We start from the raw sequence: 22,723 nt of genomic DNA, 5'->3' as shown, positions 1-22,723 counted from the left end.
GCACAGTGTTAACATTCTTTTCTAAACAGGCGAGAAAGTCGAAGCTTCGCTTTTTCTTTCTCGCCTTCTTTAATGCTTCGAAAAATATTGAAAATCTGTTAATCTGGTTAAGCCCTTGTGTGGTTTTACACAATGACATTACGTGCGCAGAGGCGGGGCATTATGAGCCAATCCATAGAAGATTTTTTACAGAATCATGAAGATTATCCTTATGGGTTCGTCACGCCTATAGAGTCAGAGGGATTGACTAGAGGTCTTAGTGAAGAGACTATTGAAAAAATCTCCCAACTGCGTAATGAGCCCTCCTTCATTTTAGATTTTCGCTTAAAAGCTTACCAGCATTGGAAAAAGTTGCAGGAGCCAGCTTGGGCTAGACTAAATTATGGTCCCATTGATTATGAAGACATAGTTTATTTTTCTGCGCCAAAGCAAAAAAATCCTTTAGGACGTTTAGAAGAGGCCGATCCTGAAATTTTAGAAACTTTTAAAAAATTAGGAATCCCTCTAGACGAACAAAAACGTTTATTAAATGTTCAGAATGTTGCTGTAGATTTAGTTTTTGATTCCGTGTCTATAGGAACGACATTTAAAGAAGCTTTGGATAAAGCTGGGGTCATTTTTTGCTCAATGAGCGAAGCGATTCGTGAACATCCCGAGTTAATAAAAAAATATTTAGGGTCAGTTGTTTCTCATAGGGACAATTATTTTGCAGCTTTAAATGCTGCTGTTTTTAGTGACGGCTCTTTTGTCTATATTCCAAAGGGCGTGCGTTGCCCTATGGAGATCTCTACGTATTTTAGAATTAATGATAAGGAATCGGGACAGTTTGAGCGCACTTTAATTATTGCAGAAGATGATTCTTTTGTGAGTTATCTCGAGGGATGTACAGCTCCATCGTTTTCTTCACACCAGCTGCATGCAGCTGTTGTAGAGCTTGTAGCGCATGAACGGGCTGTCGTTCGTTATTCTACCGTGCAAAATTGGTTTTCTGGAGACAAGAAAACAGGTAAAGGTGGAATTTATAATTTTGTAACCAAGCGTGGTTTATGCGCAGGATACAAATCAAAAATCTCTTGGTCTCAGGTTGAAGTTGGAGCGGCAATTACTTGGAAATATCCTAGCTGCATTTTGAGGGGGAAAGAAAGCGTCGGAGAGTTTTACTCCATAGCTTTAACAAATGGCAAAATGCAAGCCGATACTGGGACAAAGATGATTCATGTGGGGGAAAAAACAACTTCAACAATAGTTTCCAAGGGTATCTCTTCGGAAGAATCTCATAATACCTTCAGGAGTCTTGTTTCTATTTCAGCAGGGGCTGTGAGAAGTCATAACTACACACAGTGTGATTCGATGCTGATTGGACAATCGTGCGGAGCCTATACTGATCCTAAAATTGCGGTAGAAAACTCTAAATCATCTGTTGAACATGAGGCAACGACATCGAAATTGCGCGCAGATCAATTAATGTATTTGCGTAGTAGAGGATTGAGTGCAGAAGAGGCTGTAAGCTTAGTAGTTCATGGGTTTTGTCGTGAGATTATTGAGCAGTTGCCTTTAGAGTTTGCTCGAGAAGCTTCGAAATTATTGTTTGTTAAGTTGGAAAATAGTGTGGGGTAGTTGATGCTACATATACAAAACTTACACGTATGCTGTGAGGATGTTAAAATCCTGGATAATTTAAGCTTGCACATCTCTCCAGGAGAATTACATATTATTATGGGCCCTAATGGAGCAGGAAAATCTACCTTCGCTAAAGTGCTGTCAGGAGATGATAGTGTCTCTATTATTTCTGGAGATATTAGCTTATTAAGTCAGGATCTATTAGAAAAGACTCCTGAAGAGCGTGCGCAGATGGGATTATTTATAGGATTCCAACAGCCTCCAGAAATTCCTGGCGTAAATAATAGGCTCTTTTTAAAAGATGCCTATAATGCTTGCAGGCGTTCTCGCCAAGAAGAAGAAATAGCAGAAGCTGAATTTGATATGCTTTTATCTTCTGTCTGTGAAACCTATGAATTTGAATCGTTTGAACATTTCTTAGAAAGAAATATCAATGAAGGATTTTCTGGTGGAGAGAGAAAGAAAAATGAAATTTGGCAAATGCTTGTTTTAGAACCAGAAATGATATTATTAGATGAGCCTGATTCAGGGTTAGATGTCGATGCTTTAAGATTCGTCTGTAAAACAATTGAGAAATATCGCGAGCTTCACCCTAGGAGTTCTATTTGTATAGTTACTCATAACCCTAAATTAGGAAATCTTCTTCAACCTGATTATGTACATATCCTATTAGAAGGAAGGATAGCATGTTCAGGAGGAGTTTCTTTGATGCGAGAGCTAGAAGAAAAAAGTTATCACGAAGTATTGTCCTGCTCTTCTCGGGGGTAATATGTTAAGTTTTTTGGAACATAGCTGCCCTATAGCTACAGATTCTCCTATGCATCAAGCTACGCGAGTGTGCTATGAAAAACATTTCCAATCGGAATCTTTTAAAGAGATTTTCCGTGCTTTTTCTTGGCTTAAGGATCTTACGCAGTCCCCAGAGAAATATCATATTGCTCATGGGGGGTCTGAGACAGCAAAGCAACATTGGTTACATCATAAGAATTCCCTATCTTGTGAGTGCATTTTAATTAACGGTAAATACGAACCTTCCCTCTCTCAATTGCCTGAAGGTGTATTATCGATGTCGTTGAGGGATGCGCAATCCGTTTTTTCGACTTTTATTCAAAGATATGATGTAGATACACAACCTCTAGCGTTTCTTAACGCTGTATGTTCTCAGGAAGAAGGTGTGGTTATCTATATTCCTGAAGAATTTCAGGTAAGTGAACTTTTGAGTATTCGGCATATTTGTTTCCCGACCTCTCAAGAGGATCGGGTGATCTATTCTCCAAAGATTATCTTAATTTTAGGAAAGCAAACTAGCTGTTCTGTTCAAATTTCTCATCATACTGAACGAGAAAGTGGTGTTGCCGAAAGCTTTGCTATTGTTAATGGTGTTACAGAAGTCTTTGTATCTGAGGGCGCTGAGCTGTCCTTGACCATGCTACCTAAGTACATTAATGAAGAAAGAGTAAGCTGGTCTCACATAGCGACTATCGAAGAGCAAGGAGCATGTTCTATAGCTCAACATCTTCTTGAAGATGCTGGAGGTTATGGTTGGTTTGATAATACTTTTTCTATGATAGGGAATAACTCTCATGGAGAATCTTTGGTTTCTGCATTATCTCCGAAAAAGACATGGGTAAGAAATCTTATGCATCATGATGCAGAATCCACAACATCACGACAAAATATCAAATCGATTTTATATTCTGGGCATTTCCTTTTTGAAGGAGGTATCCATGTAACATCTCGTGGAATGTTTACCGATGCTTATCAAAAGCACGATACATTATTGCTTAGTGACAACGCTCGTGTAACAACTTTCCCAAGACTAGAAATTCTTACTGATGATGTTAAGGCTTCTCATGGAGCTACTGTAGGACCTTTAGATGCTCAGCAGATATTTTATATGCAATCTCGTGGAATGACACGCGAGGAGGCTCAAAAGAAACTTGTTCGAGGATTTTTATCTATAGAACCTTCCCTGGAACATTTCCCGAAATTATCGATGCGAATGCAATCGCAAGAAACTAAAGAGTGCTCTATAGATGGTGTGTAGGATAAAAGAAGACTTTCCTATTTTTTCTAATAAAAAGCTTCAAGGGGAATCCTATATCTACCTAGATTCTGCTGCGACTACGCATAAGCCTAAAAAGGTAATAGAAGCTATTACGGATTTTTATAGTAGTACCTATGCTACTGTGAACCGTAATGTATACAGTTCTTCGAAAAATATTACCGAAGATTATAACGCTGTTCGTGGGAAGATACGTGAGTGGATACAGGCTTCATGTAATGAGGAAATTATTTTTACTCGAGGAACCACAGCAGCTTTAAACTTATTAGCAATATCTGCTAACGATAGTTTTATTCCTGAAGGTGGTGTTGTATTAGTTTCTGAAGCAGAGCATCATGCAAATGTTTTATCTTGGGAATTAGCTTGTCGTAGACGCGGATCTTGCGTGAAGAAAGTAGCCGTTGATGATTCGGGTTATATAAATTTAGAACATTTGGAGACCTTACTTAGGGCAGGGGCTTCTTTTGTTAGTATAGCCCATGTCAGTAATGTTACAGGATGCATCCAACCTTTAAAGCAAATAGCGCAGTTAGCTCATACATATGGAGCGTATATTGCTGTAGATGGTGCTCAGGGAGTCGCCCATGCTTCTGTAGATGTTGTCGATTGGGATATTGATTTCTATGCTTTTTCAGCTCATAAAATCTATGCCCCTACTGGATTGGGAGTGTTATACGGTAAGAAAGAGCTTTTAGAGAAGATGCCTCCTGTAGAGGGTGGTGGAGATATGGTCTCTATCTATGATAGTGAGAATCCAGAATACCTTCCTGCGCCGTTAAAATTTGAAGCAGGAACACCGCCTATAGCTTCTATCTTAGGGTTGGGAGCTGCTATAGACTATCTGCAATCCCTGCCAGATGCTTTATATCAGCAGGAAGAAGAGTTAATCCATTATCTTTACAACGAGTTAATGACAATTCCCGGTATGCAAATATTAGGTCCTGAGGTAAATCAGCCGCGCGGGGCTTTGGTAAGTTTGAAAGTCCAGGGTGCGCATCCTTTTGATATTGGTTGTCTTTTAGATCTTCAGGGAATAGCTGTACGTACTGGTCATCAATGCGCACAACCTGCAATGAGCCGATGGAATTTAGGCCACGTTCTTAGAGTGTCACTAGGGATATATAATGATAAAGAGGACATCGATACTTTTCTGTCTGCTTTGCAAGCTATATTGACTAGAGTGCGCACGTAGTTTTATCGACAACTTCCCTGAAAATCAATACGTTCTTTTCTAGGACGCCAGCGTAAATATGTTTGCCTAGATTTATCTATTAACCAATTTTTAATATATTGTGAGCTATGGATAAGTTTTGGCAATGTATAGTCCGCACGTGTCATATCTATACGATAGATCCCATGCTTCTTATTTTTTCTATTTAGGGTATTTCCTAGGATAAAGGAAAAGGGATAGTGTTGCTTAACTATTTTTGCACATGCATCATCATATTTCCCAAAGGGATAGAAAAATCCTAAAGGAGTTTGCCCAAGAGCTTTCTCTATAGAATATTTAGATAAGAAAACCTCTGTAGCAAGATAGGGAGGGGAATGTTGCAAATTGCGAATTGCAAATCCTGATGAAGCTAATTGTATGTAAGGGGAATCTGCAAGTATTTGCAATTCTTGTTTGGTACAAAATGGTTGATGAGTAGCAAAGACTTCGTCTTGGAAAGCTAGAGTCTCTCTAGGAGATAAACGATGTTTAAGGGGAAGAGAAGAAGCTGAATCTTCAGCGACATATCTCCAAGCAATTCCAACAACAGCAGGGATATGATGTACTTGTAGAAAAGGGAAAATATGAGAGTAAAAATCTATGGAGGCATAATCAAAAGTTAACATCAGAGATAACTTTTTGATAGGTTCTCCGGGGAGCACTAAAGGGTATGTCTGTTTAAGCAGTAATAAATACCTTTGGAGTTTTTCTAAAAGGCTAGGCTGTTTAGAAAAGAAAACTTGCCGAAAGGCTAAAACAATAAGCATGTACCTGCCTTAAGATGAAGGTTTGTTATCCTCATGAGGATAGACAACTAGAGATCCCGAGAGAATTTTCGGGGGATGTTGAGAAGAAGGTTCTGTTGATGTCTGTGTAGAAGAAGGAGATTCCGTTGTGGCGTTAGGAAGTTCTTGGGTATCTATAGGAGATGGCATACAGATCCTTAGTATAAATAGGCAGTTAGTGCTTTTTGCCAAAACGTTTAGTTAATGTCCACTCCCCATCTTTGTAGAATTGTTCAAATTCCTTAAACAAAGGCAAGGTTTTAAGTTCTTCAAAATCCGTTTCGGTATCTTGATTTAAGATTTCTTTGATTTCTATAATTCTTAAAAGAGTAAGAAAGCGTAGAGTGGGATAATCTTCAGAAGACGCCGCCAACTGAAGCAACTGGGAAGATTTTTCTAATGCTGCTTGGTAATCTTGAGTAGCTTGAGCATCTGCGATTTCTTTTAATAAAACCTGAGCTGGGGAGGGCATATGGAAATTTGCTCCGCTACTATAAGCAAGTCCTGCGTAATAGGCTCCACGTAAGGGTTCATTATGGATATAGAAACATGAAGAAAGGAAACCCGCGTAAGGCTTTACAGAATTTCCGCCCATACGATAAGCACGTTCTAACATTGGCAGGGCGGTTTTAGGAGGTATGAATCCCTGAAAAACTGCAGACTCTGCAGTTTTTGTAAGAAGAAGAATACTTTCGTGTTTTTCACGGTCACTTTTTTGAAAGTCGTAGATGATCTTTCCCGTGAGAAATATGGATAAAGTCACAAGGACTGTTAAAGTAAACGAATAGGAATAAACCCTTTTCCATATTGAGGATAGTAAGTTCTTCATGATTTTAGGATGTAAAGCGCTTAATACTCTCAGTGTATCTGGAAAAAAATTTTTCGTAAACTCCTTGATTTGAGATGTCCTAACAGGGGAAAACACTAAAAAAAGCACTTCACTTCTACAAGCTCTTTTGATAGAAAAACTTCTGTGATACTATTTTTCCTTAAAATAAATTGGGATAAATGCCATCTCTATGCCACTAAAAATGTTCCAGAGATGATAAGAAAATAGCGAAGGTAGTTTGTGAGTGGAATTATCAATAAAGATACGATAATAGAAGTGGCTATCGATAATATTCGAGTGAGTCCCTTTCAACCTCGGCGGGTATTCTCTGAAGCAGAACTTCAAGAATTAGTATCATCTTTAAAATCCGTAGGTTTAATTCATCCACCCGTAGTTCGTGAAATTCGTAGTGGCGATAAAATTTTATATTATGAACTAATCGCTGGAGAACGTCGTTGGAGAGCTTTACAGCTCGCAGGATACACCACAATTCCGGTAGTTCTTAAGCAAGTAATCGCTGATGATATTGCTGCCGAAGCAACACTTATAGAAAATATTCAACGTGTGAACCTCAGTCCTATGGAAATGGCAGAGGCTTTTAAAAAGCTCATCAATGTTTTCGGTTTAACTCAAGATAAGGTAGCCCTACGTGTAGGGAAAAAGCGTTCCACAGTTGCTAATTACTTACGGCTTTTTTCTTTATCGGAAACTATTCAAAAAAGCCTTTATTCAGGAGAAATCACGTTAGGGCATGCTAAAGTTATTCTTACTCTAGAAGATCCTAAATTACGAGAAACTCTTACCGAGAGAATTATCTCACAACGTCTTGCTGTTCGCGAAGCTGAACAAGAAGCAAAGAAATTATTATCAGGGGAGTCTACGATTTCTTCTTCTAGAGAATGCATAAAAAAACCTTTAGCAGGAAACTATCAAGATATGCAAGAGCGTCTTAGTCAATCTTTAGGCTATAAGGTAACGGTAAAGTCTCAAGGCTCTCATCATAGTGTATCACTATATGTTCACGATGAAGAGGAGCTTAAGCAGCTAGAAGAGTGGCTATTGAAAAAGGCTTAATAAAGAGGATCTTAGATCTTCTTTATAAGTATTTTTTAAAGAATGCACTGATATGAGTGCTTATCCCCATCGGATTGTTCTGGAATAGGCCCTTGAAGGCAGGTTTTCTGTCTCTTAGAACAGCGGTTGTAAAAGACACATCCTGTAGGAGAGGGAGTTTCAGAGGTGTTTGTCTGATATGCTTTTAATTTGTGTTCTGTACTGCGATTCTCTGGAAGATCAGGAAGCTGCGAGTTGAGAAGCATTTGTGTATAAGGATGCTTTGGATTTAAGAAAATATCTTCCGTAGCTCCCGATTCAACAATCTTACCTTTATACATAATGATCACTTCTGAGCAAAAAGAGCGAACAACAGCTAAATCATGAGAAATAAACAGATAACTCATTTTCAGCTCTTTTTGTAAATTTGAGAGCATATTTAGGATCTGCGCTTGCATCGAAAGATCAAGAGCAGAAACTACCTCATCACATATAATAAGCTTAGGAGTCCCTAATAATGCTCTAGCTATAGATACACGTTGTTGTTGACCGCCGGAGAGTTGATGAGGATAACGGTAAAAATAATCTGCAGATAACCCTACAAGTTCTAAGGTTTCTCCAATTACGGAATGGAGTTTCTCTTTTGTAATTATGCGATGATGAATAAGAGCGTGGCCTAAGCTATCAAAAATCGTTTTTCTAGGATTTAAAGAAGCCTTGGGATTTTGGAAAACCATGCGTACATAGGAGCGAAGCTTTTTTAAATCATGTTTAGAATGTAGTTTGATAGGAGTGTTATTAAAAGATAAGTAGCCCGAGGTGAGGGATAATAATCCAGAAAGTGCTAAGGCTAATGTTGTTTTCCCCGATCCCGACTCTCCAATTAGGCCCACGATCTTTCCCGAAGGTATAGAAAAAGAAACATTATCAATAGCTCTTGTTGCTATTGTCTTTCTTCGAAACCAGCTTGAACGCTTGTAATAATATTTTTTTAGCTGATTGGCTTGTACCAAAAAGTCATTCATATAACCAGCACCTTACTTTATGCCCTTCGCTTATATTTTGAACTTCCGGAGATTCCATTTTACATTTCCCATAGGCTTTTGAACATCGAGGATAATAACAGCATCCTGAAGGAAGAGCACTATAATGCGGAGGCTGTCCAGGAATTGCTATAAATGTGTCATTTCGCAATGAAGGGCGCGACGCCAGAAGATCTTGAGTATAGGGGTGGCAAGGATTATGGAAAATTTCTTTGGCAGAAGCATACTCTGCCATTCTTCCTGCATAGAGAACGAGCACCTCATCAGATGTTTCAGCAACAACACCCATGTTATGGGTGATAATCAACAAACTCATACCTAGTTTTTCCTGTAAGCTTTTTAATAACTGTAAAATTTGATATTGAACAGAAACATCAAGAGCTGTTGTTGGCTCATCGGCAATTAAAATTTCCGGAGAGGAGAGTAAAGCCATAGCAATAGAAACTCTTTGCAGCATTCCTCCGGAAAGCTGATGAGGATAGAGTTTTAAACAAAGTTCGGGATTATGAAATCCTGTATCTATAAGAGCTTGGATAATTTTCTCTTTACCCTCTTTATGTGGAAGGTGAAGGTGCGTGTGAATAAGCTCCTGGAATTGTTGTTCTATGGTGAAAACCGGATTTAAAGAGGATTGAGGATTTTGGAAAATCATAGAAATTTTGGTTCCGAAAATGGATCTTAAAATTCCTTGTGGAGCTTCTAATAGATCTTTTTCATGGAAAAGAATTTTCCCTGATGCAGAAAATAATGGGGAGGGCAATAGTTGCATAAGAGCTTGAGCAGTTACTGACTTCCCTGATCCCGATTCCCCGATAATCGCTAACGTCTTTCCCTTGTGCAAATCAAAGGACAATGACTCAACAATAGGGTAACGTTCCTGACGTTTATTCAGGCTTACCGAAAGATCTTTAACTTGTAAGATAGGTGGATGAGTCATAAGTCATTTACAAGATCATTAAAGCACGTTATTATTGCTAAAAAGGTATTCTTATGCAAACCCTTGCTCGTCTGTTCGGACAGTCTCCTTTTGCCCCGCTACAAGCACACTTGGAAGTCGTAGCCTTTTGCGTTCAGCAAATGGTGCCAATCTTCACAGCTTTACGAGACGGGGATTACAAACAGGTACAAACAATAGCGAAAAGTATTTCTGATAAGGAATACCAAGCAGATTGTATAAAAAATGATATGCGTAATCATCTTCCTGTAGGCTTATTTATGCCTATATCACGGGCCGGATTGCTAGAGATTATTTCTATACAAGATAGCATAGCTGATGTTTCCGAAGATGTGGCTATCTTACTTACCGTTAGAAAGCTATGTTTTTATCCAGAGTTTGAGAGAATCTTTTTTCAATTCTTACATAAAAGTGTCGAAACTTTTGATCTTACTATGACGGTCATACAAGAATTTAATAAATTACTAGAAAGTTCTTTTGGAGGACGTAAAGCTGATAAAGCGCGCTTTTTAGTAAGTCGCGTGGCGAAAGCAGAACACGAGTGTGATGTTATTCAACGAGAAATCATGCAAATATTTTTCTCCGATGAATTTACGATTTCTGAAAAAGAATTTTATTTATGGCTGCAGGTAATTAAGCGTGCTGCGGGTATTTCCGATAGTTCAGAAAAGCTTGCTCATCGAGTTAACATGACGCTAGAAGAAAAGTAATATTTCATGCTTGCCCTACTCATTTTTGTTCTCTTATGTGGTTTTTATACCTCTTGGAATATAGGAGCTAATGACGTTGCTAATGCTGTTGGTCCTAGTGTGGGATCCGGAGTATTAACATTACGTCAAGCTGTAATCATTGCCGCTATTTTTGAATTTTTAGGAGCATTGTTCCTCGGGGATCGTGTTGCGGGAACTATAGAAAGTCGTATAGTCTCTGTTTCAGATCCATTAATAGCTTCCGGAGATTATGTTTATGGCATGACAGGAGCTTTGTTGGCCACAGGAGTATGGTTGCAACTGGCTTCATATTTTGGATGGCCGGTTTCTACAACACACTCTATAGTGGGTGCAGTGATTGGTTTTGGTCTTGTTCTTGGTAAAGGAACAGTTATTTATTGGGGATCTGTAGGGGCAATTTTAATCAGTTGGGTTATTTCTCCATTGATGGGAGGATGCATCGCCTATCTGATCTTTTCTTTTATACGTCGAAATATTCTCTATAAAAATGATCCTGTAGGTGCGATGATCCGCATAGCACCATTTCTTGCAGCTTTTGTGATAATTGTTTTAGGAATAATTATTGTTTGCGGTGGCGTGGTTACACGTTTGGTGCCTGTGCCGTGGGCTTTATTATTGGTTTTCCTTGTAGGGGGTCTTGCCTACGCCATCATGTTTAAATATGTGCACACGCCACATTGCTCCTTTATTTGTAGTTCGCCAAAATCAGGAAGTTTGCTTTGTCGTTTAAAAACCTGTGGGGGAAACTATGGAAGGAAATACCTGATTGTAGAGAGAATTTTCGCTTATTTGCAAATCATCATTGCCTGTTTTATGGCTTTTGCCCATGGATCTAACGATGTGGCCAATGCCATAGCTCCTGTAGCTGGAGTTTTGCGACAAGCGTATCCTCAAGTATATTCTTCTTACACGTTAATAGGACTTATGGCCTTCGGTGGTGTCGGATTAATTATAGGACTATCCGTGTGGGGATGGCGGGTGATTGAAACCGTAGGCTGTAAGATTACCGAACTTACCCCCTCACGGGGATTTTCCGTGGGTCTAAGTGCCGCTGTTACAATTGCTTTAGCCTCAGCTATGGGCTTGCCAATATCTACAACACATGTGGTTGTTGGTGCTGTCTTAGGGATAGGTCTTGCTCGTGGTATTCACGCTATTAATTTAAATATTATCAAAGACATTATTATGTCATGGTTTATCACCCTTCCTGCAGGAGCGATACTCTCTATTCTATTTTTCTTTGCTTTAAGAGCGCTCTTCCAGTAAAAATAGGGAAATCATCTTAGATAGTTTCTCAAGGTATATGGATAGATTGACAGTCAGGGACCTTTCCCCAGAAGAAAAAAAGGTTTTAGTTCGTGTAGATTTTAATGTTCCTATAAAAGATGGGAAGATTCTTGATGATATCCGCATTCGTAGCGCTATGCCGACAATCAACTATCTGCTGCAAAAACGCGCTGCTGTAATTTTAATGAGTCACTTAGGCCGTCCTAAAGGAACTGGTTTTGAAGAGAGATATTCTCTTCAACCTGTCGTTGAAGTTTTAGAAGGTTATTTAGGACATCATGTGCCTTTAGCTCCCGATTGTATCGGAGAAGTTGCTCGTCAGGCAGTAGCCCAGCTGTCTCCAGGGCGGGTATTACTATTAGAGAACCTCCGTTTCCATAGGGGAGAAGAACATCCCGAAGAAGATCCTACATTTGCTGCTGAACTTTCCTCTTATGGGGACTTTTATGTGAACGATGCGTTCGGCACTTCTCATAGAAAACATGCTTCTGTCTACACGGTTCCCCAAGCATTTCCTGGGAGATCTGCAGCAGGTCTTCTTATGGAAAAAGAACTCGAATTTTTAGGTCAGCACCTTCTCTTATCTCCTAAACGTCCGTTTACTGCGATCCTTGGTGGTTCTAAAGTATCTTCAAAAATAGGAGTCATAGAAGCCCTACTATCGCAAGTGGATAACCTGCTTTTAGCAGGAGGTATGGGATTCACCTTCTTAAAAGCATTAGGGAAATCTGTGGGAAATTCTTTAGTTGAAGAATCAGGGATAGAACTTGCTCGTCGTGTTTTAAAACTTGCAGAGCAGCGTAATATACGTATTGTTCTTCCTAGAGATGTGAAGGCCGCAAAGACTTGCGAATCTGGAGTTGCCTGGTCAGAAATATCTATAGATCAAGGTATTCCTTCGGATCTTGAAGGTTTAGATATCGGAACTAAGACTATCCAGGAGTTTTGTAAAATCATCGATGCGTCAGCAACAGTATTTTGGAATGGTCCGGTTGGTGTTTATGAAGTTCCTCCTTTCGATCAAGGTTCTATGGCTATTGCCAATTGCCTAGCACGTCATTCTTCTGCAACTACTGTGGTTGGTGGTGGTGATGCTGCCGCAGTTGTTGCTTTAGCAGGATGTACTTCTCAAGTCTCACATGTATCGACAGGTGGGGGAGCTTCTTTAGAGTTTTTAGAAAAAGGATTTTTACCGGGAACAGAAGTTCTATCTCCAGAGCAAGATTAACATTCCTAAAGGCGCTACGCAGCGCCTTTATATCTATGCGCTAATGTCTCACTCCATATCTTTTCTTCTACATTCTTGTAGTTAAGATTTCTTTAATGTGTATTTAATGTGTTTTTCATAAAAATTAATAATTTTTATTTCATTTAATAGATTCTTGTTTAATTTCTAGTCTTAAACAGGGAACTGTTTCTTAAATTATTCATTTATAATAGTTAAGCTAGTTCAGAAATGCTTTTGTCTATCTAAAGATACGTCCCCATCTTTATTTATTTCAAAGAGCGTATTTTCAATGGGATGCGCTTTTATTTTTTTATAATTCTCATATTTTCTATTTATTTAATTTTTAAATTAAAAATCTCGATTTTGATTTTAGTTTTAAACAAAACGTGTGCGGCTAAATTAAATTTAATTTTAAAATTAAAATATAAAAATGGAGAAAAACTATGGGAATTAATCCAAGCGGTCGCGGAAATAACAATGATCTATGGATTTCAGGAGCTCATGAGCAACATCCAGATGTTCGGGATTCTGGAAGTTCTTCTGGAGCAGCGGGCTCCCATAGTGTTTCTACTCAAAATAATACGCCAGAAACCCCTGGTTTCTTATCAAGAATCGGAGCTGCTGTGAGAGGTTTCTTCTCTAGTATATTTGGTGGGAGTTCTTCTTCACGAACAAGTTCTCGAGCTTCTTCTCCACAGCAAACTCCATCTAGTAGTCGTAGATCCTCAAATGCATCCGACATGGAAGTAGATGGAGCAGGATCGGATACAGGTAGTATAAAATCTACAGGTAGTACGGGCTCTAGTGATAGTGCAAGATCGACAGAGGGTGCTGCTCGAGGATTACAAAAGAAAGGTTACACTCCAGGAGTTAAAGTGGACTCACCAACAGCTCCTCGTAGAGGTGGAGTTCAACGTCCCAATACACCACCACCTCCGCCTCCTTCTGCTCCATCAACAAGTGGTACAAGCGGTATAAGACCTGTACGTCCTGCTCCACCGCCACCAACAACAGCAGGTATATCGCAATCCCCATCAACAAGTGGAACTGGGTCTACGAAACGTAAGGCTCCTCAGCCTCCAGAAGGAGAGCTTACACGTCCAAAATTACAACGTCGTGACAGCATATCCTCTATTTCTAGTACAGACTCTACAGTGAGTACAGACTCGAGTATTGCTGAGTCGCGATCAATAGCAGATAGATTAAAAGCAGAATTAGAAACTCATAATACAACAAAACAAGCCCAATTAGATTCTCTATCTGCTCAGATTAAAAATCGTTGGATAGAACGCGAAATAGACGAGCCTATGGTTTACGGGCTTTCCTGTATGCAGACATTAACAGCTAGATTAGGTCAGGCACGTTTGGAAGCTCAGAAAGAATTGCGCGTATTACGACCTGGAGTTCATGAGGCTCCATTAAAGACCGCCATTTCTCAATCTAGATCTATATGGGATCTTGGAGAAAAAGAACAAAAACAGGAAGGAGATTCTGTGCTTTTTCAAGTGCTGATACGTATGGGGCTAGAGGGGAGCTTATTAAGTCCTGAAGTCGACTATGTGGATTATGTAAATCAGCTTGTTGAGGAATATGGAGATGTTGATGAAGTTTACGATTGGCAACCTACATTGCAATCTCTTGCTCAAGATTTAAACGGAATAAGAAATAGTAATCCTAATGGTATGCAGAAATTTTGGTCTTCATTTGCTGCAAAAGGAGAGGTTACTGTCAGAAGTTTAACCAATAAGTTTATGGCTGCGAATACAGGAAAATATGATCCTTCTTCAGTTAAAGTAGACGTTCGTTGGAACCGTGGTGCTTTAGATTTAATGAAGTCTTTAAGTCCTGAAGTCTATGTAAAAACGGTTTCGATCTTGGCTATAGATGCCTTTACTTCACGAGAATAGGATTTAGAGAAGATTAGTTATGGGATCGCCAATTTCAGGTGGTGGAGGCGCTGAGCCTCCATGGAAAGATCTATTTACAGACAAGGATTCCTCAATAGAGGGCGAAGGTGAGGATGTTGATTTAGAAGATCGCATTTCTGATCATGTTGGCTCTATTTTTGATGATCAAAAAGCAGAGCGTGGTATTCCCGAAACGAATGCTTCTGAGGAAATGAATAGTGACCTTCAAGGTAGAATACATTCAGAACCACAAGAAAGTTTCTTTAGAAATATCCTTACTAGGATTCGTAACGCAGTTCATAGGTTATGGTATAACAGATTAGGATCTCCTCGTTTGTCAAGACGCGAGAACTTTTCTAAAAGTTATGCGGATCTTTTTGCGGATACAGATTTGCCCGCAACAGCTGTTGCGGAAGCTAAAGCAGCTCCAGAAGCTACAGTAGGATGTTGCGCATCTATAAGACAATTTTTTGTTAAGGCGTTTAGAAAAATGTGTTGTTGCATCGCTAGAAGATGCGCAGAGTCTTCTATAGATTTTTGTGGTGCAGATCCTGAAGGTCCTGAGGGCACTATGGCACTTGCGTTAATATTGCGCATGGCATCTAAATGGTCTTCACAACAAGAATTTCTTTATCAATCGCAAAATAAAGGGATTGATGCCTTTCTAGCTATGGGAACAGCTTCTATTGCAAGTACTGTAGAAGCAACAGCTGTTTTAACACGTTTTGAAGACATTCTAAAAGGAGAGAAAGTACAAGATCCTGTAGCAACAGTTCGGGGTATCACGAAACTTTCTTCATTACCTTATGATAAGATAATTAACTGCAGCAGAGCTATAGAAACTCTCCAAGAAGTCGACCCCGATTATGACTACACATTTATATTGGATTTGGCTACACGTCTTGATAATCTCGCAAATAAGGGATATGAAGAAGTTGCTATAGTTAGACAAATTCTCTCATCTTTACGCTATACGCATACAACTTTAATGGGAGAGTATCTCAATTTGTGGGGAGATGATTCTTTAAAAACAAGTCAGCAAATTCCCATAAATTATGATTTAGTCGTGACTATTGTTAAAAACAACCTGCCTGATTTGGAAGAGGCGTATCGTGATAATCGTGTAGAATATGAGAAAAAACTTAACGATATAATACGAAACTTTTTCTTTGCCTATGAGAATAGAGCATCTAGGTTAAGAAGGTTGTATCAAGGCAATATAGAAAATCCTCAAGATATAGTAGACGAAGATAGAGGTCAGTAAAACTGTTATTTTTAGAAATAAAAATAATGCAATAATATTTCTTCTAAAGAATAAGCAAAAAGAAAACGATACGGCCGTATTCTTCCCATGATGTTGGATTTGCGATTTTCTACAGACTATTACCTGCGTGTTGTCGAATTAGCTATTCGTGATGGATCACGCACTCTTGTCTATAATAAGAAACAATCCCTTTTAGAAACTTGGCCTATAAATGCGGCTCTTTCTCCTGATCAAGATGGTATGAAAGAAACCATCCAAAAAGCAATTCAGGAACTTTTTTCTCGTTCTGTGATTTCCTATTCCCTATCGGGGAGACTCCTTTCTATTATTGACATGCGTCTACGGCAAGAAACGCCTTATATACGTATTTTATATAGAATATTTCGTAAAGATACTTTTGAGAGAAAACAGACTGTTGTTAAAAAGCTCTTATTGTTAAAAAACATTATTTTTCTAGAGCGTCAACGACCTTTAAATAAAATCTCCAACGTGGCCAGTACTGTATTTAGCAAGGAAAAAACAAATTTCTCTTCCTGGGAAGATTTTACTCATGATGTCGAAATGCCTACAGAAGACATGGATATGAGTTCTTCAGTAAAAGATGGTTTTGCTGCGGAATCTTCTTCGCAAGTAGTCATGGAAGCTTTAATGACCTTTCTAGAAAGCCAGAATACTTACCTCCCCTTAAGTTTGGAGCTTTTAGATCAGTTTCTTTCTGAAAAGGTGTTAGCTTTACACACATTATCAGAAAGAAATTTTCATCTATTAACGGAACTTAAAGAGCTCTACACATTAAGTCGTGAAGATTTTCAAGCAGTTATCGGCGGTATTGTTACAGATTCCCTTTCCGATGTTCTTACGAATTCTCTGGTAGGGTCTCAATTACTTACTCCCCAAGGGAAAGCTATGGTAAGTACCTGGCAAGAAGTTGCTGAATTTTCTCCTAAAGAGGCTATTTTTGCTCAAGGGTTTCTAGCAGAAATTCTCCGACGCATCGTATCTGAGGATTTGAAAACCATTGTTTCGGTTGCTAATGACGCCACTCCAGAACAAATTGGCAGAATGTATAGCATTCGTGATTGTAGCCCAGGGTTGTGGTTGAAAATGATGCGGATACTCTTAATGCGCTGGCTTCTAGACTTTGATGATAGAGTGTACTCTTCATTAAAAAAAAGTATTCACTATTACACGCCACAACCAACTTTATGGCAGCAAATTTTATGTATGTTTAAAAAATTCTGATACTCTTCTTTTCAAGTTTCATTTTATTTAGAGAAAGGACTTTAAATAGGTATTTTTTCTTTTAGGGTTTTTTCAAAGGAAAATAACGCAAGAAAGTGTATACTTTTTCGTTATGGTTCCTTTTCGTCTACATCATTTATACACATTACTTAACGAGCTTTACACCACACCTATTGGTGAGGTAAATCGTGTGGCTCTGTATTTTAAACAGCATCGTTCTTTAGGTTCTAAGGATCGTCAATGGATGAGTACGCGTATTTTTGCTATCTTGCGTCATCGACGGTTATTAGAAGCGCTTATCCAACGAGATAATCAGGAAATTACCCCTGAGACTTTAGTGGCTAAAGTCGAAGAAGGAGCTCTAGATGATATTGAGAAATATCAGGATCTTCCTTGGCCCGTGCGTTATTCTATATCTGATGATCTTGCCGAGTGCTTAATTGAAGATTATGGTCAGGAAAGAGCTAAGGAACTCTCTGAGATTTTTCTTCAGGAAGCCCCTTGTGCTATTCGCGTGAATACACAACGAACTTCTGTAGAAGATCTTCAAAAGCGTTTAGAATATCCCAGTGAGCCAGGATCTGTCCCAGGTTCTTTACGTTTTGATAAACGTTATCCCCTGCAACACAGCGCAGCCTTTCATCGAGGCTTATTTGAAGTTCAAGATGAATCATCTCAGAAAATTACTTTAGATATTCCTATAAGTAAAAAAGATCGTATTTTAGATTTTTGTGCAGGAGCTGGTGGGAAAAGTCTGATTTTTGCAGAAAGAGCGCATCACGTTGTTCTACATGATAGTCGTAAGGATGTTTTGGAAGAGGCAAAGCAACGTTTGCGTAGGGCAGGAGTAAGGAACTTTTCTATAGGAGAGCAACATCTAAGAAGAAATAGCTTTTCTATCGTAGTTGTTGATGCTCCTTGTACAGGAACGGGAGTATTTCGACGGCATCCTGAAAAGAAAAGCCAATTTTCTAAAAAACTTCTCGTTACATTCTCAAGAGTACAAAGAAAGATACTTAGAGAAGCTATGAATTATGTAAAACCTGGTGGGAAACTTGTCTACATTACCTGCTCTTTACTTTCAGAAGAAAATGAAAAGCAGATTGCTTTCATGAAATCTTTAGGATGGGAAGCAGAACGTCATACGCACACTGCATTATCACCAGAAAGTGGAGACGGATTTTTTGCTGCCCATTTTGTTCGCAAAAGCAAAGAAGCTTCTCTATAGAAGTTTGACCTAAGCCATGTTCATGGTGAGGGTCATCACTCTGTGTTTGATAATAATTAACAATAAGTTGTGACATTCCCCAGATGCTTCGGGGAATTTATCAAATTGTAATAAGATGTGCAGAAGATTCAGAGGATCATTCCAAATTTCAGGACGTTTTAATGCAAATATTACTTGTTTTAGAAAGTAGGTGTGCTGCTCATCTCTTATAACTTTTGGATCTTTCCAAAAATACCACGAAGATGTTGTCGGAGCATCATTTCTAGAAATACACAATGTAGTAGATACTAAAGTCTCGGAAATTTCCTCCCCAATTCCTGCCATAGGTAGGAAAATAGAGGCGAGCAAGCCACAAATTAGATATTTGCGCATAATATTCCTTATTATCTCAATAATACCCACGTAGTTTATGCAAAAATCAGGTTTTTCATAAGCTAAAAGAAAGAGTTATATCATAGGTAATACCGAGATGATTTCCTGCGATGCACGCGTGTTTTCCTATAATACAGAAGTACTAACGTTAAAATAATATATGTTCTGTATGAAGTGACAACACGCTTGGCATACAAACAAATTTTTTGGATAACAGAAGGGTGAATCGTGTCTAACGCGTAAAGGGGTTCAGCACGAACCTTTTCCCCAGAGAGATTACGAAATACCCAATGGCCAAGAAGATCGCCTTGTTGAATGGGAAATTTTGTTGCGTGGGGAACAAAAGAAATTGTTCGAGGTTCTTCTCCCTCAGAAGCATAGAAATCATAATAAACACCATTACGTAAAGGGATAGAAATTTTCCCTAAAAGCCCCAAACGTAAGGCATATTTTTCTGTTGGGGGGATGAGATATCTCCGTAAAGCAGGTTCATTGAAAATCCCCTCACATAGAGCTATAACATCTTCATAAAGCTCCCCCATAGTAGGATAACCAGCGGCTATAGTAATAATAGAGCGGCCATGTTTTTTTGCTGCAAAGATAAGATTTTTCCCCGCATCTTTTGTTGTCCCTGTTTTTCCACCTAATACAGGAGGATAATAGTAAGTGGATCCGGGAAGAATAAGTTTATTTGTAAGATTTAAGGCTCTCTCTTGGCTCAAATTTGTCGCGGCCATTTTATAATTGGTAGTGCGAATAACCTGACGAAATAAAGGTTCTTTTAGACACTCACGCATAATAGAGGTTAAATCGCGAGCTGTTGTGTAGTGATTAGGGTGATGCAAGCCATGAGGATTATTAAAATGCGTATGTGAGCAACCTATCTCGTTCAGGAGGCTATTTAGTTGCTTCATAAATTCGCTTACAGATCCCGAACAGGCCATTGCGAGAGTATTAGCGGCATCGTTAGCTGAGCAGATCAGCAAAGCATGAAATAGGTCCCACCCCGACACCTCTTCTTTATTTTGCAGTTGTATTGTCACGCCATCGGTTTCTAGCCAATGTGGAGGGCTGCGGTATCCCGATTGCTTTTTAGCCTGAGGGGTAATTGAAGCAATAGCATCTTGTTTTACAGTAATGAAGCGATTCAAAATGTCGGGATGTTTTCTTAAGATAAATAGCGCCGTAGCAATCTTTGTCATGCTTGCAGGATAAATTCTTTTGTCTATGTCCTTAGCATAAAGTACTTTGCCAGTTTCGGATTGAACGATAGCCACGGCATTTCCTCGTATTTCAGGGAAAGATATATCCGCATATGAAGGAATCATAAAGATACCTGCAAAAAAACCAGCCAGTCCAGATCTAAAAAAAACTCTTATCATTATAGGGATTTTGATAGCTTGTTACTTAGGTTTGAATCTTCGCGTAAGTCTGAGAAAGCTCTTGACGCCTCTTAAAATAAAGAATTACCATGAGTGAGAGGGAAAACGCTATGAGTTTGGATTTTTTAGAAGAATTTTACCGTCGTTCTATTTGTAACAAGGGAACGGCGTTTCCTGAGGGCTTCGTGGATATTGCCGATGTCCTGTCTCATTCTGCGTCTGAACTTAAAATCGACTCTATTAGCGATCTTCCTGTTAATAATTTCATCATTGCAGAATCGGCAGATAAACTCACTTTATTTAATGCAGATTTCGCTGTTTGGTTAGTGCCAGAGCTTGTCCAAGGAGAGGCCGTTACTCGGGGATATATCGCTTTATATCATTCTGGGGGAGATTATACTCCAGAAATGGCATTTCAGGCTTCCGGGGAATACAATCAATCTGCATTGATCCTTGAAGCACTTCAAATATATCTACAAGATATAAAAGATACTGAAAGCGTGTTACGTTCTTTCCGTTTTAATCAAGATTAGTTCAACTATTATGGATCTTTAGGTGTACGATATTAGAGTTTTCGTGTCTTTCGTACTGAAATTCATCTACAGAATTTTTCGCTAAGAAAATTCCTAATCCACCAAGTTTTCTTTCATCTAAAGGAAGTTGATCTTGAATATCAATAGATGCGGTTAAAGGATTGAAAGAAGGTCCATTATCTTTGATAGTTACTTGCAAAGCTTCTTTATCTCCGTCACAACAAATGATTATCTTTCCAGGAGAGGATGCTTCTTGATATGCATAGGAGATAATATTGACGAGTAGCTCTTCACAGGCAAGCTCTAGCTTTAATAATTTCTCTTTCGGGAATGTTTTCAGCTGTCCTGTCCCTTTAACGAAGTCTAGCATATTGTGAAGTTCACTAAGGAGTGCCGGAAAGACTGCTTCTCCATCAGAAGAGGTCATAATATACCTGTTGAACAATAGTCTCAGCTAAATGAGCGTATAACACACGCCAGGCGCTCTTAATAGCCTCATTATGCATTTCAAATTGACCTAAGGCAAATTGTTGAACATTCGCCATGCCTAAATCAGGTTCAAAATCAAAGGAGACTGATTTTCTTGATACACAGTCATCGATTACGACTTTCCCCGATTGTCTGTCAATAAGTTGTACTTTCGCAGATATAGATAAACGCCCCTCGCTAGAGACAATAAAGTGTCTCGGGGTCTTATCATCAATTTTATTTGGGGCATACGTAAAACCCGTATTCTCGTCAACTTCATTCAGGAGTTGTACCTTGAGAAGATAACGAGCGCAGCTTTCGCCATTGCGGACAGGAAGAGAACGTTTTCCCAATTCATAGATGAGAGCTGATGTCAGTTGACCTAGGGAATCCTCATCAATAGGAGAAAGATAAACGCCTTCGGAACGCATCGAGCGGCCTAAATCTGATAAGGTCGCTGAAGAATTTAGGATAGTATATCCACTGCAAGAAGACAGTCCTAAGCTAGACAAACAAAAAAACAGGGCAAAAACTAATATATGCATGAGAAATATCTTAAAACTAAGAAGAATGTTTTGCTATTCTATTTAGTCGTTTATGACACTTAGCTACTAAAGATGACTCAGGATAATTATCAATGGCTGTAGTATAATAGATACTCGCAGCGTGAGGTTTCTTCTTCTTTTCATAGAAACGTCCAGTAGCATAGAGCCCTGAAGCATAACGTTCGCACATAGAGCGTACGTTTGAAGAAACAACATGAGTTAAAGGGTGATTGGGATGTTGCTTTTTGATAGCTTCTTCATTGATCTTTGCCAAATTTAAATATTGCACATTATGAGGCTCTTTTTGTGCTTGCATAAGATAAATTTCTGAAAGACGAACAAAAGATTTTGAAGATAATGGGTGAGCAGCAAATTGTAGTGTTAATTTTTTAAAAGTTTTAATGGCTTCAGAAAAATCTTTTTTGATAACGAGTAAATCGCCTTTAAGATACAGAGCTTGAGCTCCTAAGTCTTTATTAGGAAAAGCTGTGAGTATTTCATCGTAAATACGTAAGGCATCTGCATCAGCATTAGCAAGTTTAGGAAATCCTTCCAAAAGGAACACTCGTTTACGTTTCCCTTGAGCGAAGCTCTTTGCTATAGAATATTTCATCAAAAACAATTCTTCAGAATAATCAGCGTCAGGAAGTTGCATATAAGTTGCAAAAGCTTTTTCAGCTAAATCTGGTTGACCATTTTTAAAATAACATACTCCAGTTAAGTACAAAGCTTCAGTATATAAAGGATCTTTCGGAAAATGATGAGTAACCATACCGAAACAAAGTAAGGCTTTACGATAACTTTGTCGTTCTAAATAGTTCTTCCCTTCCAAAATATATTCTTCCGGAGAGTATTTAGGTACAAACTTTTGAGGAGATAGTTTACCAGAAAAAGGTTCAAAAGAAATCGGCCTGGCGTGGCATCCAGAACACAAAAGTAGTAACAAAACAACAAACTGTAAAACAGATTTCATAAA

23 protein-coding genes are annotated in these 22,723 nt (G+C 38.8%); 13 read left to right on the top strand and 10 right to left on the bottom strand.

Features of this window, described 5'->3' with window-relative positions; genetic code table 11:
* Positions 1–162 precede the first annotated feature (162 nt).
* From sufB to O1W70_RS02655, 4 genes are read left to right on the top strand one after another with little or no spacing between them, the layout of a single operon-like run.
* Positions 163–1,617: a Fe-S cluster assembly protein SufB gene (gene sufB, locus O1W70_RS02670; protein WP_332380781.1), complete on the top strand. Its 1,455-nt coding sequence runs from the start codon at positions 163–165 to the stop codon at positions 1,615–1,617.
* A gap of 3 nt (positions 1,618–1,620) precedes the next feature.
* Positions 1,621–2,388 carry a Fe-S cluster assembly ATPase SufC gene (gene sufC, locus O1W70_RS02665; protein WP_332380780.1) on the top strand — a complete coding sequence of 256 codons (768 nt, stop codon included), beginning with the start codon at positions 1,621–1,623 and terminating at the stop codon, positions 2,386–2,388.
* Position 2,389: 1 nt separating this feature from the next.
* The gene (sufD, locus tag O1W70_RS02660) at positions 2,390–3,667 is read left to right on the top strand and encodes a Fe-S cluster assembly protein SufD (protein ID WP_332380779.1); all 1,278 of its coding nucleotides are present in this window, start codon (positions 2,390–2,392) and stop codon (positions 3,665–3,667) included.
* Complete coding sequence (locus O1W70_RS02655) at positions 3,660–4,877, top strand: SufS family cysteine desulfurase (protein ID WP_375797324.1); 1,218 nt, start codon at positions 3,660–3,662, stop codon at positions 4,875–4,877. Before sufD ends, O1W70_RS02655 begins: the two co-directional genes overlap by 8 nt.
* A gap of 2 nt (positions 4,878–4,879) precedes the next feature.
* Here the strand turns inward: O1W70_RS02655 and O1W70_RS02650 are convergent, their stop codons facing one another.
* From O1W70_RS02650 to O1W70_RS02640, 3 genes are read right to left on the bottom strand one after another with little or no spacing between them, the layout of a single operon-like run.
* Positions 4,880–5,662, bottom strand: coding sequence for a polysaccharide deacetylase family protein (locus tag O1W70_RS02650; protein WP_375797318.1), 783 nt, complete (start codon positions 5,660–5,662; stop codon positions 4,880–4,882).
* Positions 5,663–5,671: 9 nt separating this feature from the next.
* Positions 5,672–5,830 carry a hypothetical protein gene (locus O1W70_RS02645; RefSeq protein WP_332380777.1) on the bottom strand — a complete coding sequence of 53 codons (159 nt, stop codon included), beginning with the start codon at positions 5,828–5,830 and terminating at the stop codon, positions 5,672–5,674.
* Positions 5,831–5,855: 25 nt separating this feature from the next.
* Entirely contained in the window at positions 5,856–6,509 is a 654-nt protein-coding gene (locus tag O1W70_RS02640; protein WP_332380776.1) for a hypothetical protein, read from the bottom strand.
* A 240-nt stretch (positions 6,510–6,749) separates the two neighbouring features.
* Between O1W70_RS02640 and O1W70_RS02635 the strand changes: the two genes are divergently transcribed.
* Complete coding sequence (locus O1W70_RS02635) at positions 6,750–7,583, top strand: ParB/RepB/Spo0J family partition protein (RefSeq protein WP_332380775.1); 834 nt, start codon at positions 6,750–6,752, stop codon at positions 7,581–7,583.
* A 35-nt stretch (positions 7,584–7,618) separates the two neighbouring features.
* On the opposite strand, the gene O1W70_RS02630 is transcribed toward O1W70_RS02635, so the two are convergent.
* Both O1W70_RS02630 and O1W70_RS02625 read right to left on the bottom strand, forming a co-directional pair.
* Positions 7,619–8,587, bottom strand: coding sequence for an oligopeptide/dipeptide ABC transporter ATP-binding protein (locus O1W70_RS02630; protein ID WP_375797317.1), 969 nt, complete (start codon positions 8,585–8,587; stop codon positions 7,619–7,621).
* Complete coding sequence (locus O1W70_RS02625; RefSeq protein WP_332380773.1) at positions 8,580–9,542, bottom strand: ABC transporter ATP-binding protein; 963 nt, start codon at positions 9,540–9,542, stop codon at positions 8,580–8,582. The genes O1W70_RS02630 and O1W70_RS02625 overlap by 8 nt, the downstream gene beginning before the upstream one ends.
* Positions 9,543–9,595: 53 nt before the next feature.
* Between O1W70_RS02625 and O1W70_RS02620 the strand changes: the two genes are divergently transcribed.
* From O1W70_RS02620 to O1W70_RS02590, 7 genes are all read left to right on the top strand, one after another.
* Entirely contained in the window at positions 9,596–10,270 is a 675-nt protein-coding gene (locus O1W70_RS02620; RefSeq protein ID WP_332380772.1) for a TIGR00153 family protein, read from the top strand.
* 6 nt (positions 10,271–10,276) lie between these two features.
* Positions 10,277–11,557, top strand: coding sequence for an inorganic phosphate transporter (locus tag O1W70_RS02615; RefSeq protein WP_332380771.1), 1,281 nt, complete (start codon positions 10,277–10,279; stop codon positions 11,555–11,557).
* A gap of 37 nt (positions 11,558–11,594) precedes the next feature.
* The gene (locus O1W70_RS02610) at positions 11,595–12,806 is read left to right on the top strand and encodes a phosphoglycerate kinase (protein ID WP_332380770.1); all 1,212 of its coding nucleotides are present in this window, start codon (positions 11,595–11,597) and stop codon (positions 12,804–12,806) included.
* A gap of 443 nt (positions 12,807–13,249) precedes the next feature.
* A complete protein-coding gene (gene semD, locus O1W70_RS02605) occupies positions 13,250–14,713 on the top strand; it encodes a SemD/SinC family type III secretion system effector (RefSeq protein ID WP_375797316.1) in 1,464 nt (487 codons plus the stop codon).
* Positions 14,714–14,732: 19 nt separating this feature from the next.
* A complete protein-coding gene (locus tag O1W70_RS02600; RefSeq protein ID WP_332380768.1) occupies positions 14,733–15,977 on the top strand; it encodes a hypothetical protein in 1,245 nt (414 codons plus the stop codon).
* An 87-nt stretch (positions 15,978–16,064) separates the two neighbouring features.
* On the top strand, positions 16,065–17,219 hold the full coding sequence (locus tag O1W70_RS02595) for a hypothetical protein (RefSeq protein ID WP_332380767.1): 1,155 nt from the start codon (positions 16,065–16,067) through the stop codon (positions 17,217–17,219).
* Positions 17,220–17,331: 112 nt separating this feature from the next.
* On the top strand, positions 17,332–18,447 hold the full coding sequence (locus tag O1W70_RS02590) for an RsmB/NOP family class I SAM-dependent RNA methyltransferase (RefSeq protein WP_332380766.1): 1,116 nt from the start codon (positions 17,332–17,334) through the stop codon (positions 18,445–18,447).
* Positions 18,448–18,456: 9 nt separating this feature from the next.
* Here the strand turns inward: O1W70_RS02590 and O1W70_RS02585 are convergent, their stop codons facing one another.
* Together O1W70_RS02585 and O1W70_RS02580 are read right to left on the bottom strand one after the other, a co-directional pair.
* The gene (locus O1W70_RS02585) at positions 18,457–18,819 is read right to left on the bottom strand and encodes a hypothetical protein (RefSeq protein ID WP_332380765.1); all 363 of its coding nucleotides are present in this window, start codon (positions 18,817–18,819) and stop codon (positions 18,457–18,459) included.
* 80 nt (positions 18,820–18,899) lie between these two features.
* Positions 18,900–20,147 carry a D-alanyl-D-alanine carboxypeptidase family protein gene (locus O1W70_RS02580; RefSeq protein ID WP_375797315.1) on the bottom strand — a complete coding sequence of 416 codons (1,248 nt, stop codon included), beginning with the start codon at positions 20,145–20,147 and terminating at the stop codon, positions 18,900–18,902.
* Between the two features lie 164 nt (positions 20,148–20,311).
* Between O1W70_RS02580 and O1W70_RS02575 the strand changes: the two genes are divergently transcribed.
* Entirely contained in the window at positions 20,312–20,734 is a 423-nt protein-coding gene (locus O1W70_RS02575; protein WP_332380763.1) for a hypothetical protein, read from the top strand.
* Between the two features lies 1 nt (position 20,735).
* Here the strand turns inward: O1W70_RS02575 and O1W70_RS02570 are convergent, their stop codons facing one another.
* From O1W70_RS02570 to O1W70_RS02560, 3 genes are read right to left on the bottom strand one after another with little or no spacing between them, the layout of a single operon-like run.
* Entirely contained in the window at positions 20,736–21,161 is a 426-nt protein-coding gene (locus tag O1W70_RS02570; RefSeq protein ID WP_332380762.1) for an anti-sigma regulatory factor, read from the bottom strand.
* Positions 21,148–21,747 (bottom strand): LPS assembly lipoprotein LptE, encoded by a 600-nt coding sequence (gene lptE / locus O1W70_RS02565; RefSeq protein WP_332380761.1) that lies wholly within the window; start codon positions 21,745–21,747, stop codon positions 21,148–21,150. The genes O1W70_RS02570 and lptE overlap by 14 nt, the downstream gene beginning before the upstream one ends.
* Before the next feature lie 16 nt (positions 21,748–21,763).
* Entirely contained in the window at positions 21,764–22,720 is a 957-nt protein-coding gene (locus tag O1W70_RS02560) for a tetratricopeptide repeat protein (protein ID WP_332380760.1), read from the bottom strand.
* Between the last annotated feature and the right edge of the window lie 3 nt (positions 22,721–22,723).

The sequence above is a fragment of the Chlamydia sp. 16-02 genome, from assembly GCF_042235055.1.
Lineage (GTDB): Bacteria > Chlamydiota > Chlamydiia > Chlamydiales > Chlamydiaceae > Chlamydia.
Note: the sequence above shows the minus strand (reverse complement) of the source record. Positions and strands in the feature narration are given on the sequence as shown.

What these genes read in the sequence shown, in the direction of transcription:
- sufB (WP_332380781.1), top strand. Translation starts at nt 163, where the DNA reads ATGAGCCAATCCATAGAAGATTTTTTACAGAATCATGAAGATTATCCT.
- sufC (WP_332380780.1), top strand. Translation starts at nt 1,621, where the DNA reads ATGCTACATATACAAAACTTACACGTATGCTGTGAGGATGTTAAAATC.
- sufD (WP_332380779.1), top strand. Translation starts at nt 2,390, where the DNA reads ATGTTAAGTTTTTTGGAACATAGCTGCCCTATAGCTACAGATTCTCCT.
- O1W70_RS02650 (WP_375797318.1), bottom strand. Translation starts at nt 5,662, where the DNA reads ATGCTTATTGTTTTAGCCTTTCGGCAAGTTTTCTTTTCTAAACAGCCT.
- O1W70_RS02645 (WP_332380777.1), bottom strand. Translation starts at nt 5,830, where the DNA reads ATGCCATCTCCTATAGATACCCAAGAACTTCCTAACGCCACAACGGAA.
- O1W70_RS02640 (WP_332380776.1), bottom strand. Translation starts at nt 6,509, where the DNA reads ATGAAGAACTTACTATCCTCAATATGGAAAAGGGTTTATTCCTATTCG.
- O1W70_RS02630 (WP_375797317.1), bottom strand. Translation starts at nt 8,587, where the DNA reads ATGAATGACTTTTTGGTACAAGCCAATCAGCTAAAAAAATATTATTAC.
- O1W70_RS02625 (WP_332380773.1), bottom strand. Translation starts at nt 9,542, where the DNA reads ATGACTCATCCACCTATCTTACAAGTTAAAGATCTTTCGGTAAGCCTG.
- O1W70_RS02620 (WP_332380772.1), top strand. Translation starts at nt 9,596, where the DNA reads ATGCAAACCCTTGCTCGTCTGTTCGGACAGTCTCCTTTTGCCCCGCTA.
- O1W70_RS02615 (WP_332380771.1), top strand. Translation starts at nt 10,277, where the DNA reads ATGCTTGCCCTACTCATTTTTGTTCTCTTATGTGGTTTTTATACCTCT.
- O1W70_RS02610 (WP_332380770.1), top strand. Translation starts at nt 11,595, where the DNA reads ATGGATAGATTGACAGTCAGGGACCTTTCCCCAGAAGAAAAAAAGGTT.
- semD (WP_375797316.1), top strand. Translation starts at nt 13,250, where the DNA reads ATGGGAATTAATCCAAGCGGTCGCGGAAATAACAATGATCTATGGATT.
- O1W70_RS02600 (WP_332380768.1), top strand. Translation starts at nt 14,733, where the DNA reads ATGGGATCGCCAATTTCAGGTGGTGGAGGCGCTGAGCCTCCATGGAAA.
- O1W70_RS02595 (WP_332380767.1), top strand. Translation starts at nt 16,065, where the DNA reads ATGATGTTGGATTTGCGATTTTCTACAGACTATTACCTGCGTGTTGTC.
- O1W70_RS02590 (WP_332380766.1), top strand. Translation starts at nt 17,332, where the DNA reads ATGGTTCCTTTTCGTCTACATCATTTATACACATTACTTAACGAGCTT.
- O1W70_RS02585 (WP_332380765.1), bottom strand. Translation starts at nt 18,819, where the DNA reads ATGCGCAAATATCTAATTTGTGGCTTGCTCGCCTCTATTTTCCTACCT.
- O1W70_RS02580 (WP_375797315.1), bottom strand. Translation starts at nt 20,147, where the DNA reads ATGATTCCTTCATATGCGGATATATCTTTCCCTGAAATACGAGGAAAT.
- O1W70_RS02575 (WP_332380763.1), top strand. Translation starts at nt 20,312, where the DNA reads ATGAGTTTGGATTTTTTAGAAGAATTTTACCGTCGTTCTATTTGTAAC.
- O1W70_RS02570 (WP_332380762.1), bottom strand. Translation starts at nt 21,161, where the DNA reads ATGACCTCTTCTGATGGAGAAGCAGTCTTTCCGGCACTCCTTAGTGAA.
- lptE (WP_332380761.1), bottom strand. Translation starts at nt 21,747, where the DNA reads ATGCATATATTAGTTTTTGCCCTGTTTTTTTGTTTGTCTAGCTTAGGA.
- O1W70_RS02560 (WP_332380760.1), bottom strand. Translation starts at nt 22,720, where the DNA reads ATGAAATCTGTTTTACAGTTTGTTGTTTTGTTACTACTTTTGTGTTCT.